Source organism: Acinetobacter sp. ABJ_C5_2 (assembly GCF_044538485.1).
Lineage (GTDB): Bacteria > Pseudomonadota > Gammaproteobacteria > Pseudomonadales > Moraxellaceae > Acinetobacter > Acinetobacter nosocomialis_A.
On the sequence record NZ_JBIUCS010000002.1, the window covers coordinates 166,283 to 179,928 of the forward strand.

10 protein-coding genes are annotated in these 13,646 nt (G+C 36.1%); 6 read left to right on the top strand and 4 right to left on the bottom strand.

The window, feature by feature from the left end:
- Positions 1-88 precede the first annotated feature (88 nt).
- The 4 genes from ACH8JV_RS03450 (at position 89) to ACH8JV_RS03465 (ending at position 5,385) form a co-directional block, all read left to right on the top strand.
- Positions 89-1,615, top strand: coding sequence for a fumarate hydratase (locus ACH8JV_RS03450; RefSeq protein ID WP_396519733.1), 1,527 nt, complete (start codon positions 89-91; stop codon positions 1,613-1,615).
- Between the two features lie 140 nt (positions 1,616-1,755).
- Entirely contained in the window at positions 1,756-2,310 is a 555-nt protein-coding gene (locus ACH8JV_RS03455) for a DUF2059 domain-containing protein (protein ID WP_004710671.1), read from the top strand.
- 235 nt (positions 2,311-2,545) lie between these two features.
- Positions 2,546-4,960 carry a DUF4116 domain-containing protein gene (locus ACH8JV_RS03460; RefSeq protein WP_396519735.1) on the top strand — a complete coding sequence of 805 codons (2,415 nt, stop codon included), beginning with the start codon at positions 2,546-2,548 and terminating at the stop codon, positions 4,958-4,960.
- Between the two features lie 17 nt (positions 4,961-4,977).
- Positions 4,978-5,385 carry a hypothetical protein gene (locus ACH8JV_RS03465; RefSeq protein ID WP_347913965.1) on the top strand — a complete coding sequence of 136 codons (408 nt, stop codon included), beginning with the start codon at positions 4,978-4,980 and terminating at the stop codon, positions 5,383-5,385.
- 69 nt (positions 5,386-5,454) lie between these two features.
- Here ACH8JV_RS03465 and ACH8JV_RS03470 read toward each other — a convergent pair whose 3' ends face one another.
- The 4 genes from ACH8JV_RS03470 to tig all read right to left on the bottom strand — a co-directional run bounded on the left by ACH8JV_RS03470 (position 5,455) and on the right by tig (position 9,868).
- Positions 5,455-6,171, bottom strand: coding sequence for a DUF2846 domain-containing protein (locus tag ACH8JV_RS03470; protein WP_284084288.1), 717 nt, complete (start codon positions 6,169-6,171; stop codon positions 5,455-5,457).
- A gap of 148 nt (positions 6,172-6,319) precedes the next feature.
- A complete protein-coding gene (gene clpX / locus ACH8JV_RS03475; RefSeq protein ID WP_002053318.1) occupies positions 6,320-7,633 on the bottom strand; it encodes an ATP-dependent Clp protease ATP-binding subunit ClpX in 1,314 nt (437 codons plus the stop codon).
- 101 nt (positions 7,634-7,734) lie between these two features.
- On the bottom strand, positions 7,735-8,340 hold the full coding sequence (gene clpP / locus ACH8JV_RS03480) for an ATP-dependent Clp endopeptidase proteolytic subunit ClpP (RefSeq protein ID WP_000289452.1): 606 nt from the start codon (positions 8,338-8,340) through the stop codon (positions 7,735-7,737).
- A gap of 193 nt (positions 8,341-8,533) precedes the next feature.
- Positions 8,534-9,868 (bottom strand): trigger factor, encoded by a 1,335-nt coding sequence (tig, locus tag ACH8JV_RS03485; RefSeq protein ID WP_263612886.1) that lies wholly within the window; start codon positions 9,866-9,868, stop codon positions 8,534-8,536.
- A gap of 415 nt (positions 9,869-10,283) precedes the next feature.
- On the opposite strand from tig, the gene ACH8JV_RS03490 reads away from it, so the two are divergent.
- Both ACH8JV_RS03490 and ACH8JV_RS03495 read left to right on the top strand, forming a co-directional pair.
- Positions 10,284-12,572 carry a TonB-dependent siderophore receptor gene (locus tag ACH8JV_RS03490; RefSeq protein ID WP_263612885.1) on the top strand — a complete coding sequence of 763 codons (2,289 nt, stop codon included), beginning with the start codon at positions 10,284-10,286 and terminating at the stop codon, positions 12,570-12,572.
- A 107-nt stretch (positions 12,573-12,679) separates the two neighbouring features.
- Positions 12,680-13,363 carry a Fe2+-dependent dioxygenase gene (locus tag ACH8JV_RS03495; RefSeq protein ID WP_396519738.1) on the top strand — a complete coding sequence of 228 codons (684 nt, stop codon included), beginning with the start codon at positions 12,680-12,682 and terminating at the stop codon, positions 13,361-13,363.
- Positions 13,364-13,646: the final 283 nt, after the last annotated feature.

Consider the following 13,646-nt stretch of genomic DNA (forward strand, 5'->3'; position numbering starts at 1 on the left):
CAAAAGATCAACCAATCCCCCACAAGATTGTGTTTTTGTCATATAATTTAGCCCGCTAGCTAACAGCCCGCTCAAGAGATTTTTTGGTATGACAACGATTATCAAACAAGATGACTTGATTACATCAATCAAGGACGCCCTACAGTTTATTTCGTACTATCACCCGCAAGACTTTATCCAAGCGATGAGCCGTGCTTATGATCGCGAAGAAAACAAAGCTGCAAAGGATGCAATTGCACAGATTTTAATTAACTCTCGCATGTGTGCGGAAGGTCATCGTCCAATTTGCCAAGATACTGGTATTGTTAACGTTTTCCTTGAAGTGGGCTTAGATGTTAAATTCGATTTAACAATGAGCTTAGACGATGCAGTAAATGAAGGTGTTCGCCAAGGTTACCTTGAAAACAGCAACGTTCTTCGTGCATCTGTACTTGCTGACCCTGCATTCGGTCGTAAAAATACAAAAGACAACACCCCTGCTGTTATTCACTACAAACTCGTACCGGGTAACAAAGTAGATATTACTGTTGCTGCGAAAGGTGGCGGTTCAGAAAACAAATCTAAACTTGCTATGCTTAACCCATCTGACTCGATTGTTGACTGGGTTCTTAAAACTGTTCCAACTATGGGTGCAGGTTGGTGTCCTCCTGGTATGCTCGGTATCGGTATTGGTGGTACTGCTGAAAAAGCCATGATGCTTGCGAAAGAAGCACTCATGGAAGAAATCAACATGGACGAATTACTTCGCCGTGGACCAGAAAACAAAATCGAAGAACTTCGTATCGAAATCTTTGAGAAAGTAAATGCTCTTGGTATTGGTGCACAAGGTCTTGGTGGTTTAACGACTGTTCTTGATATTAAAATCAAAGATTATCCATGTCATGCTGCTGGTAAACCAGTTGGTATGATTCCGAACTGTGCTGCGACTCGCCATGCTCACTTCCAGCTTGATGGTTCAGGCGTAGCTCATATTCAAGCACCAAAACTTGAAGACTACCCATCAGTAACTTGGGACTCTTCACAGTCTAAACGTGTAAACCTTGATACCATTACTCAAGAAGAAATGGATTCTTGGAAACCAGGCGACACTTTACTTCTTAGCGGTACAATGTACACAGGTCGTGATGCGGCGCACAAACGTATGGTTGAAATGATCGACAATGGTGAAGAATTACCAGTTGATCTTAAAGGTAAATTCATTTACTACGTTGGTCCTGTTGATCCAGTGGGTGATGAAGTTGTTGGTCCTGCTGGTCCTACAACTGCAACACGTATGGACAAATTCACACGTAAAGTACTCGAGCATACTGGTCTATTCGGTATGATTGGTAAAGCTGACCGTGGTCCAACAGCAATTGAAGCAATCAAAGACAACAAAGCAACTTACCTCATGGCAGTTGGTGGTGCAGCTTACCTCGTATCTAAAGCTGTTCGTGAAGCTGAAGTTGTTGCCTTCGCTGACTTAGGTATGGAAGCAATCTACAAATTTGTAGTTGAAGATATGCCTGTATCTGTAGCGGTTGATGTAAACGGTACATCAATTCACGCAGTGGCTCCAAAAATCTGGCAAGCGAAAATTGGAAAAATTCCAGTAATCGATGCCGCAGTAGGCTAATCAAGAAAAGCACCGAATTCGGTGCTTTTTTTATGCCTTATAATTTTTTTGGAAATTGAAAAGAATTGTAACAATTGATTCACCAATCTGTGCTATTAATAAATACACCCACCCGCCATAAACTGCATATAGGTCATTTCATGACTATCCGCCCTATTCTTAAAAATCTCTCAATCAGCCTCTGCCTAAGCTGTATTACAACAAGCTTATTTGCTTCTCCTGCCAAATTAAGTTCAGTGAAAGAACTCATGCAAATGAGCCAAATTGATTATTTGCTTAAAGAATCAATTAATGAATTAACGCCTTATTATGATCAACAAGCTGAACAGATCATCACTAATATTACGGGCATCAAAACTTTAGGCCCGAAAGAAAAAGAGGCAGCGAAAAAGTTAGGCTTACTTTTAAAAGATTCGAGTAACCAGCTCATTAGTAGCCCAAAAACTACGCAAGCCTTACAAGATATTTATTTAAAGACATATACTGAAGAAGAAGTTCAGGCAAATCTGAAATTTTTGAAAACCCCAGAAGGCCAATCGATTACGCGTAAAAACGTACAGATTATGGGACAAATTTCAGAATATATGATGGAGCTGGGTCAACAAACCTTTAATGACCCTAAAGCACGTGATCACATGCAAGAAGAGATGCTTAAAATTATTGCGCCATTGATGAAAGATAAAGAAAAGTCTTAACTTTTCCCTTTTTTATGTTTGATTTAAATCACATAATTATTCATATAATGTCACACAATCTATAAATAAAAAACTAATGAAGAACGAATAATCAAGTTAGGGGGGAATACCCCCTTTTTTAATACTTGAATTTTCTACGCGACATAACCTAACGCCTTAATTTTATTAATATCTTTTTATTCTACTCAACCAACGTTAGTATGATGAACATATTATTTAAGGGGAAAAGTAATAAATGTCAAAAGCACTTAAAGCATCTACAGTTGTTGGGCAAAAAAATGGGAAAGACTTAACGGTCGGACAAATCAAAAAAAATCCATTAAATCTAGCTTATATCAATGAATTTAATGAAGAACTCTGCCTTTTAGCTTTAACACATAGTTCAATTAATAATAGGGAAAAAGTAATTTCATTAATTCCACAACTTTATCAAACAGATGATTTTTGGATTAAAGCTATTCAAGAAAACTACCACATTTTAGAGAATGTTCCACAACAAACAACCGAAATTTGTTTAGCTGCAATTGAAGCAACATCATATTGGAGTCTTGATGAGCTTTATTCTTACATCAAAGAACCCGATGATGTAATTTATCGTGCTTTAATTCAAAAAAATGGCAAACTCATTAAGTATGCACATCGACAGACTCCTGAACTATGTTTACTGGCAGTTCAGCAAAGTGGCTATGCCTTAGAATATATTACCGAACCAGATGAAAATTTATTTTTAATTGCTGTACAAACCAATGGTAGTGCTTTAGCGTACATTCCTGAACAAAACACACTGTTATGCCTAGCCGCAGTAGAGCAAAGTGGTGAAGCTTTAAGATGGGTAAAACAACAAACACCCGAAATCTGTTTAGCAGCAGTCCAAACACAAGGCTTATCTTTAAGCTATGTTAAAGAACAAACCTATAATATTTGTTTCGCTGCAGTACAACAAAATGGCTTAGCTTTAAAATATGCCCAACAACAGGATTTTGAAATTTGCTTAGCTGCAGTACAACAAAATGGCTTGGCTTTAAAATATGTCCAACAACAGGATTTTGAAATTTGCTTAGCTGCGATACAACAAAATGGCTTGGCTTTAAAATATTTAAAGAATCAGACTTATGATCTATGTTATGCTGCGATTCAAAATAATGCAGAAGCATACAATTACATTAGAGATGAAGAACTAAAACTAAAACTTCCTAAAAAAATCTCTAAATCAACTCAAATTACAAAAAAAAGCTCTCATATATCTTTTGACTTATCAAAATTTAAAAAATCTCGTATTGTACAACCTGATAATTATATTCAGCAAAAATTAGACCCTATTAAAACTTTGGAAACTATCCATCAATCATGGTGGCAAAACCGCTATCAGGAAGATAGTTTTTGGTTAAATTGGATCGATGGATTAAATGGTGAAAACATACAAATTGAGCCTAGAACTTTTGTTGCCTATCATCAAGCTTTTTTTGAAGAAAGCCAAGTTTTCAAATTAGATGAATTTAATCTCTATCATTACATTCGTTTAAAGCCTTTATTTGACAAGATGCTAACTGATAAAAATATCAAAAGAACACTCCCATCTCGTTATTATCGATCATTCTTTAAAATTACGTGGGAAACACACCTGCCTTATATTGAATTAATTAAAGGCCTACATGTAGCAGATATTGATATTTATTTTTTGATTGATCAATTAAGCCTAATTTATCCAGAAGTCAATGATGCATTTATTTTAAACCATCTGATGAATAGTTCAGAAAGCTCTATTGCTACACAGATTTTAATAAGGACAAAAAACTTTGAACAGTTTATGATTAATAACTTTGATTTATTAGCCAACAATATAAAACACTTAATTAGCGAAGTTAATTTTAGAAAAAATTTTAGAAAATTTTGTTCTAAAATTCCACATATTGATATATATATTCAACAATTAATTCAAACATATAAAACTAAAAATATTCTGATTGATCTAATTATTTGGTTATCGGACTTTCCAACCTCATCAAATCAAGAGTATCTTATTCAACTTCTCAAAAAAGGAAAAGATGGTAGTTTAAATTATATTATCGTAACATTTTTGAGTAAAATAGGAACTAATATTTCAGATTATCTAAACCCTGAATATTTACTATTAGAAGCCAAAAAAGTAATGTCTAAATATAAAAAAAATGAAATAGCATTTTTAGACTTAAATCAGCTTCCCGAATTAAAATGGAAAAAATCAAAAGATATTATTAATCCTAAAATTATTCACTCATGGTTGATTTTATCTTTAGATACTGTTCAAAATATCAGTAGAGAACTATTATATCAGTATATCGAATTACTTGATGATGATAGTAAAATTAAGATTGCTAATTATATTTTTCAGCAATTCGAGCAAAATTTAAAAATAAATAATAGTCCTTTACTTCGCTATAATGGCTTACTTATTTTCATTAAATTTGTTTCCAAAAATAAAATTATAGAACTTATCGAATATATGAAACCACTCTTGTGGTCAAATAATAGAGCTTTAATCAATCAGCAACGTATATTTATAGCAGCAAAACTTCATCATTTAAAATTTGATGATATGGAGCAATATGATTTTGAAGTATTAAAACAACAGTATTTAATAGATATTAAAGAAATACAGCAAAACTTCTAATTTTTGGGAAATTAAAAATGAATTCACTATGGTTATCATCAATATCAGAAAACAAATTGGAACAGGCTAAAGCTAGTCCTAATTTTTTTAATTTTTTACTAGAAGATAAAGATCTATATCGAACTTCTTTTGAGCATTACCACCATGAACATTTAAATCTTTTACATCAAAAGGACTTATTTTCAACACGATTTTTATGCCACGAAGTTGCTGAGGGAGTTTATATAATGAGTCCAGAAACTGTAGAAATGTATGCCCAAAGGCTTAATTATATTGACTTAACTGAGCTGAGTAAGATTGCTGATCTAAATCTAGGGGAGCAATATGACTCATATACATTTATGCAAATTGTAAAAAGCCGATTAATTCCAATTCTAAATTATAGTGCAATACACCATCATTATTTAACCTTAGATTTGGGTTAATATCTTTAAAAATAATCTTATTATTAAAAGTGGAAGTTCTGTTCTTCCACTTTTTACTCATTAGTATGATTACCACGTTAAAGGGTTCCATAACTTAAATGGTTTAATCAGATGGACATCTGACTTCTCATCATATTTAGCTGGTTTTAGCTCTTGCGGTTTATGACGTATTTTTCCTGAAGTATCTTCAGCAACAAAATTATAGCTAGAAGATTTAAGCTCAGTAAATGCTATCTCTCTACGTCCGATATTTTCCTGCATTAACATAAATGGGCCAGTGTGTTCACCACGGTCCATTTTATTTTCTTCATCGTATTTTAAATAATAAGACGTTCCGGCATCGACCGTAATATCAATATATTTTGGCTCTTGGAAATGAATACCTAATAAAGGCCGACTTGCAGAAATACGATAACTTCCTGCCGGCAATTCAATCCAGTAATAATGGTTATGTAATAAGCTTGGAATTCGTTTGCCATTTACAAACAAATTGATGGCTGCAATTTCCTGACGGTTCCATTTGGTGTCTGGCCGATAAAGATAAACAACTGCTGCATGTTCATTTTGCGGTTTAATCGGTACAAATGTCTGACCTAATTTTTGGTTGACCCATCCACCCATGCTAAAACCACCCACATGGTATTGATCAAATACACCGGGTGCTTTATCTACATCAACTTTAGGTAAAGTCGCAGTCAGCTCACCTGAGTTTTTTGCTAAGTGTGATGAACTTTGGCAACCCACAAGTAATGCGGTACAACTTAATACAATAATTAAATAACGCATGACATCCCTCAAAGCGTTTTCTTTTGATTTTTCTATATCGCAAAACTATGCGTATTTTGTTTTTTTAGATTAACACCACCTACATGAATTGAAAACAAAAAAAGCATGAATCACTCACGCGATTCATGCTTTTTTAGATGAATGAAATCTAAGCAGACTTCGAATCAATTACTTTTAAATCTGCCTTAGCAACACTTTCATGAGTTGCTGTTTCTTTAGGCTGACGTTCTGGCTTGTAAACAGGTTCAGCTTCACCATTAATGACTGCTTCATTAATGAAAACTGTTCCTACATCTGTACGACTTGGTAAGTCATACATCGTTTCAAGTAAAACATTTTCCAAAATCGAACGTAGACCACGAGCTCCGGTATTACGCTCAAGCGCTCGCTTAGCAACTGCACGTAAAGCTGAATCTTCAAATACAAGGTCAACATTTTCCATGTTGAACAAGTATTGATATTGGCGAGTTAATGCATTTTTTGGTTCTGTCAAAATTTGCATTAATGCTTCTTCATCAAGCTCTTCAAGCGTTGCAATAACTGGTAAACGACCAATAAATTCTGGGATCAAACCAAATTTTACTAAGTCAGTTGGCTCAACTTGACGGAATAATTCAGCAATTTTCTTGCTTTCATCTTTTTTCTTCACGTCAGCTGTAAAGCCAATTCCGCCTTTCTCTTGGCGCTGTTGTACAATTTTTTCCAGTCCAGCAAATGCACCACCACAAATAAATAAGATATTTGAGGTATCAATTTGAATGAACTCTTGCTGCGGATGTTTACGTCCACCTTGTGGTGGAATTGAAGCTACAGTACCTTCAATCATCTTAAGCAATGCTTGTTGTACACCTTCACCAGAAACGTCACGCGTAATCGACGGATTTTCAGATTTACGTGTAATCTTGTCGATTTCATCGATATAGATAATGCCCTTTTGAGCTTTCTCTACATCGTAATCCGCTTTTTGCAAAAGCTTTTGTACAATATTTTCAACGTCTTCGCCAACATAACCCGCTTCAGTTAAAGTAGTCGCATCTGCCATAGCAAACGGAACATCTAACAAACGAGCCAATGTTTGAGCAAGTAATGTTTTACCTGAACCGGTAGGTCCAATCAGTAGAATGTTACTTTTAGCAATTTCCACATCTTTAGACACATGACCAGATTGCCCGACTTTCAAACGCTTATAATGGTTATAAACGGCAACAGATAATGTCTTTTTGGCAAGATCCTGACCAATCACATATTGATCAAGCGCAGCACGTATTTCATGTGGTTTTGGCAATGCCTTGCTCGCCCAGTCACCTGCTTCAACCTGTTGGCTGGTTTGTACAAGGTCTAAGCAGACATCTACACACTCATTACAAATATATGCGTCCTCGCCCGCAATCAGTTTCCCGACTTCAGACTGCGTTTTACCGCAAAATGAACAATGTTTTTGTCCTTGAGGATGTTCGGACATATTCTCTCCACAAATAGAATCTTAAATATGAGGGCAAGCGATAGGGTTAAATGACTATATGGAGGCGTTTTCCGACAACTCAAGCCACTTAAAAACTCCCCTTATGGACGCTTACTTAATACCTGATCGACTAAGCCATATTCTTTTGCTGCTTGTGCAGTCATAAAGTTATCACGATCGGTATCACGAGCAATCGTGTCATAGTCTTGACCACTGTGTTCTGCCATCAAACGATTCAAGCGTTCTTTAATAAATAGAATTTCACGTGCGTGAATTTCAATGTCTGATGCCTGACCACGGAATCCACCTAATGGTTGGTGAATCATTACACGTGCATTTTCAAGGCAATAGCGTTTACCTTTAGCACCAGCATTTAATAAAAATGCGCCCATAGATGCAGCCTGCCCCATACAGTATGTCACTACATCAGGTTTGATAAATTGCATCGTGTCATAAATCGCCATACCAGCAGTGACTGAACCACCTGGCGAGTTAATATAAAGATGGATATCTTTATCTGGGTTTTCAGCTTCCAAGAACAACATTTGAGCAACAATCAAATTTGCCATGTTGTCTTCAACTTCACCAGTTAGAAAAATGACGCGCTCACGTAAAAGTCGTGAATAAATATCAAAAGAACGTTCGCCGCGAGAAGATTGTTCAACCACAACAGGAACTAAAGCATTTTCAATTGTTGGAACATACATACGTTATTTATTCCTAAATTTTTTGTGACTTAACCTATGGCAACAATATGCGGGATAATTTCTCAAATTGCAAAAGGTTCGCACTGAAATATTATATTATTTATACCTAAGTACTTAATGACGTACTCAAATTAACCACATACCTAAAAATGAAAAAGGCGCCTAAAGCGCCTTTTCCTGACTTCTCAAAAGATTAGCCCATACGGCGAGCTTGTTGTTCTTTCAACAAGTCTTCGTAAGATACTGCTTTGTCAGTCACTTTAGCAGCAGCTAAGATGTGATCAACAACTTGATCTTCTAATACAACAGCTTCGATTTGAGCACGTTGTTGAGCGTCGTTTTTGAAGTATTCGATCACTTCAGTTGGATCTTCATAAGAAGAAGCCATGTCGTCGATGTAAGCATCAACACGTGATTGGTCAACTTCAAGTTTAGCATCAGCTAAAACTTTGCTTACTAATACGCCAAGTTTAACAGAACGCTCTGCCTGTTCTTTGAACAATTCGTCAGGAAGCATGCTCTTGTCAAAAGATTGAGCACCAGCACCACCAAATTGTTGAGTGAACTGTTGAACCATTTGTTGACGTTGACGGTCAATTTCTTGAGCAACCATTGCAGCTGGAACTTCAACTTCGTTAGCAGCAACAAGAGCATCAAATGCAGCTTGTTTAACTTGGTTACGTAAACCATTGCGAACTTCACGTTCCATGTTTTTACGAACGTCAGCTTTTAATTTTTCAACGCCTTCTTCTTCAGTAACACCGAAGATTTTTAAGAATTCAGCATCAATCTCTGGAAGTTTAGGTTTTTCAACTTGCTTCACAGTGATTTTGAATTGAGCTGCTTTACCAGCTAAGTTTTCAGCTTGGTAATCTTCAGGGAAAGTCACATCAATTACTTTCTCTTCACCAGCTTTCATGCCAACGATACCGTCTTCGAAGCCAGGAATCATACGACCTGAACCTAACACAAGTTTAAAGTCTTCAGCAGAACCGCCTTCGAACTTCTCACCGTCGATAGAACCTTCGAAGTCAAAAGTCACTTGCATGTCTTTTTTCGCCATACCCTTGGTTACAGCCCAAGTTTGACGTTGTTTTTGCAAGTTTTCGATCATAGTGTCAACGTCAGCGTCTTTAATTTCAGCTGTTTTACGTTCAACTTCTAAGCCGTCAAATGCTTTTACTTCAACTTCAGGATAAACTTCTACAGTTGCTTCAAAAACTAAAGCATCTTCTTTATGTTCAACTTTCTCAATGTTCGGCATACCTACCGCATTGATTTTTTCTTGTTGAATTGCTTCGAATACGCTGTCACGAATGATGTCATTCACAACTTCTTGATAAATACTTGCACCGTATTCGCGACGAACAACGTTTGCAGGTACTTTACCCGGACGGAAGCCGTTGATCTTCACAGTTTTGGCAGTGCGCTTCAAACGAGCTTCAAATTGCTCGTTAATACGGCTCGTCGGTACAGAAACATTTAAACGACGGGCAACGCCCGAAACCGCTTCAGTCGTTACTTGCATGGCTTCCTCGATAAAAATTAGTTAGTAGGAACAGTTTTTAAAAAAGTGCTGTATTATATGACAACTTTCAAGATATACAAAATTAACCGATCAGATCAGTAAATTGAAGGCCGTTTTTCCAGTAAATTTCACAATAATTTTATGATTTTTTAATTTTTTTTAATTCAACCTTTAGCTAAAGTAATTTTTTAGCTATGCTTCATAAATCTAAAATTACAATTAATTTATCAATAATTATCGTTTTTCATAAAAATTAATAATAATTAATTAATTAGCAATTTTTAGCGACAAAATCCGATTAAATCTTTCATATTTTCTTCACAATCCTATCGACAAATCCAATTAACACAAACTGTACATATAAATAAGAATTATTATTATTCGCATAACGTTTTATATTTAAGTCCTGAAAGTCATGTCATTGATTAGAACACGTAAAAAAATTGTTTCATCTGCAATCGCATCATCCCTTTCTATGATTGCAACGACTGCAATGGCACAAGAAACTGTTTCACAACTACCAACTATTCATACTCAAGCAACTCACGAAGAATCTTTAAAAGTAGATGAGTCGGCAAATTCAAAATTAGTTGCTCCCCTTTTAGATACTCCAAAATCCGTTTCTATTCTTTCTCAAAAATTAATTAAAGATTCAAACTCTAACACCCTACTCGAAGCTTTACGCTATGAACCAGGTATTACTTTAGGTGCAGGTGAAGGCGGTACCCCATTTACCGATATGCCATATATTCGTGGCTATAGCGCTCAATCCTCTGTCTATGTTGATGGTGTTCGTAATTCAACTTCTCAAAATCGTGACATGTTCGCTATTGAGCAAGTTGAAGTCATTAAAGGATCTTCTTCAGCTCTTGGCGGCGGTGGTGGTGTTGGGGGCAGCATTAACCTGATTCCTAAAGTTGCTCATGAAGGTGATGTTTACCAAGGTAGTGTTCAAGGTGGTACCGATAACTATCGCCATATCCAACTTGATGCAAACAAAGACTTTGGTAATGGTGTTGCTGGCCGAGTTGTAGTTATGGGCCATGAAAATGAAAAAGCTGGTTCAAATGATGGTGCTGAATATGCTCGCGCTGGTATTGCTTCAAGTCTTGCATTTGGCCTAGATACAGCAACTCGAGGAACATTGAGCTACTACTATTTACGTAGTAATGATGAACCAGATGCAGGTATTCCATTCCTTCCTGTTGGTGGGAAACCAATTGATGTAAAACAAGGCATGTATTACGGTTGGAAAGCTCGTGATTTTGATAAACGTGAAAACCATATCGGTACGTTTAAATTAGAACATGATCTCGCTGATGATTTAACATTATCAAATACGATGTCTTACACAAAATCTAAATCAGATTACATCTATACCAATGCAGATGACTCAAAAGGTAATGTAACGAAAAACGGTACTATTTCACGTCGTGCTTTAAGTCGGATTGTAGACACAGATGCTTATAGCGATCAGCTTGCATTAAAAGGTAAATTCAATACTGGTACTCTTAAACACTCTTTTAATACAGGTGCCGAGTGGAGCTACCAACAATCAAATCAAGGGGTTTATACGTTTACTGATGCCTCTGGCACAACATCTACTGTCCATAACACCAGTTGTCCTGTAAGTAGTGCTCTTTCGAATGGCTGGTGTACTTCAGTCAACAACCCCATGAATGGAGCATTTACTGATACTTTAGGCAGCATCAAAAATCAGTATACAACTCGCAGCCGTACTGTTTCTCTTTATGCATTAGATAGCATCGAATTTAATCCACAATGGCTTTTAAATTTAGGTATACGTTGGGATAAATTCGAAACTGAACGTAAATATAATAAAAATATTTATAAAACTGTTAAAGATATCGATAAAACAAGTACGAGCGGCAACTACACAAATGACATAAGTATTGCAGCTGGTCAAAAATTCGAAAATGATAGTGACTACTTCTCTTATCAAGCTGGTTTAGTTTATAAACCAACTGAAAATGGCAGTATCTATGCAAGTTTCGCAACTTCTGCAAATCCGGTTGGGGTAGACCAAGGTGATGGTGCAGATGCTTTATCTACTTCTTCTCAACAAGCAAATGATTTATCTCCAGAAAAAGCACGTACTTTCGAAGTTGGTACTAAATGGGATCTATTCAATAATCGTGCAAACTTAACTGCTGCTATTTTCCGTACCGAGAAACAAAATACTCGTATCGCTATTGATGCCAATACCACAACCAATGCTGGTGAAAGTAAAGTTGATGGCTTCGAAGTCGGATTCAACGGTAAAGTAACCGACAAATGGGAAGTTTCTGCGGGTTATAGCTATTTAGATAGTGAATTGACAAAAGCGGCTTATAACGCAGTTGCACAAGAAGGTAAACCGCTCCCATTCGTCGCTAAAAATAGTGCGACATTGTGGTCTACTTATCGAGTACTACCTAAGTTAACTCTAGGTGCTGGTGCCGAATACCGCGATAAAGTATTTACCAATACAAATACTGGCGCAACAATGCTTGAAGACAAATATTTGCCAACTTATACCATTTACAATGCTATGGCTAAATACGATGTCAACAAGAACGTAAACTTACAGCTTAATATCAATAACATTTCTGATAAACGCTATTTTACAAGTGCTCACCCGGCTCACTATGCATTTGAAGGCAATGGTCGTAACGCCGTTTTAGCCATTAACTTTAAATACTAAAATTTAATTCCATAATTTATTTATGGTATTAATTAAAGCAGATATAAAGATAGCCTCGTAATGAGGCTATCTTTATAAATAAAGTATCTACTTAAAAGGTGTTTGCTGTGATTCATCATATCCCGAATGTTTTAAGCAAAGAGCAAGTTGCCGAGTTTCGCAAGCTCATGAAAGAGGCAAATTGGGTAGGTGGTAAAGTAACTGCCGGCACTTTGTCTGCCTCTGTTAAAAGAAATCAACAACTCTCTGAACAAGACCCGCTTACACATCACTTAAGTGATATTGTCATTAAAGCAATTTGGCAAAATCCTGTGTTTCAAGTAGCAGCCCTACCCCACAAAATTATTCCACCGCTTTTTAATCGTTATGATGAACATGAAAGCTTTGGTTTCCATGTAGATAACTCAATTCGTCTTATCCGTGGTACAGCGGAACAAATTCGTACCGATTTATCTTGTACCTTATTTTTAAGCGAACCAGATGAATATGAGGGGGGTGACCTAGTGATTGAAGATACTTATGGTTATCACGAAGTTAAATTACCTGCTGGTGACGTAGTTCTCTACCCTTCTACTAGCTTGCATGAAGTCAGTAGTATTACATCAGGTACTCGATTTGCTTCTTTTTTCTGGGTACAAAGCTTAGTACGCGACGATAGTAAACGACATCTTCTCTTTAATTTAGATGAAAGCATACGTGAACTACGGAAATCACATGGTGATAGTTATATTGAAGTCATGAAACTCACCAACATCTATCACAACCTTATCCGTATGTGGTCAGAACTGTAACTCTATTTATTTTTGCCTTATTTAGTCTAATTAATTATTTTTATCTCAATAAGGCAAAATAATGAAAATTATTTTCGATAAAATATAGAACAATGCAAAATTAGAAAATTATTTTCTGAACACTGAAATTAAAATGTGTATAAGACTTTTGCACAACGTGTAATCATTGTTTAGATGTGATATATCTAAACAATAAGCATATTAGCAAACCACCAAACTTACTATTACATGGTCTATAGATGAAAACGAATCACTTGTTTGCCCAGCCTACTCAAGCAAGACA

Bases quoted from the DNA above. Each gene is read 5' to 3' on its own strand.
- tig (WP_263612886.1), bottom strand. From the start codon at position 9,868: ATGCAAGTAACGACTGAAGCGGTTTCGGGCGTTGCCCGTCGTTTAAAT.
- ACH8JV_RS03455 (WP_004710671.1), top strand. From the start codon at position 1,756: ATGACTATCCGCCCTATTCTTAAAAATCTCTCAATCAGCCTCTGCCTA.
- clpX (WP_002053318.1), bottom strand. From the start codon at position 7,633: ATGTCCGAACATCCTCAAGGACAAAAACATTGTTCATTTTGCGGTAAA.
- ACH8JV_RS03470 (WP_284084288.1), bottom strand. From the start codon at position 6,171: ATGCGTTATTTAATTATTGTATTAAGTTGTACCGCATTACTTGTGGGT.
- clpP (WP_000289452.1), bottom strand. From the start codon at position 8,340: ATGTATGTTCCAACAATTGAAAATGCTTTAGTTCCTGTTGTGGTTGAA.
- ACH8JV_RS03450 (WP_396519733.1), top strand. From the start codon at position 89: ATGACAACGATTATCAAACAAGATGACTTGATTACATCAATCAAGGAC.
- ACH8JV_RS03465 (WP_347913965.1), top strand. From the start codon at position 4,978: ATGAATTCACTATGGTTATCATCAATATCAGAAAACAAATTGGAACAG.
- ACH8JV_RS03490 (WP_263612885.1), top strand. From the start codon at position 10,284: ATGTCATTGATTAGAACACGTAAAAAAATTGTTTCATCTGCAATCGCA.
- ACH8JV_RS03460 (WP_396519735.1), top strand. From the start codon at position 2,546: ATGTCAAAAGCACTTAAAGCATCTACAGTTGTTGGGCAAAAAAATGGG.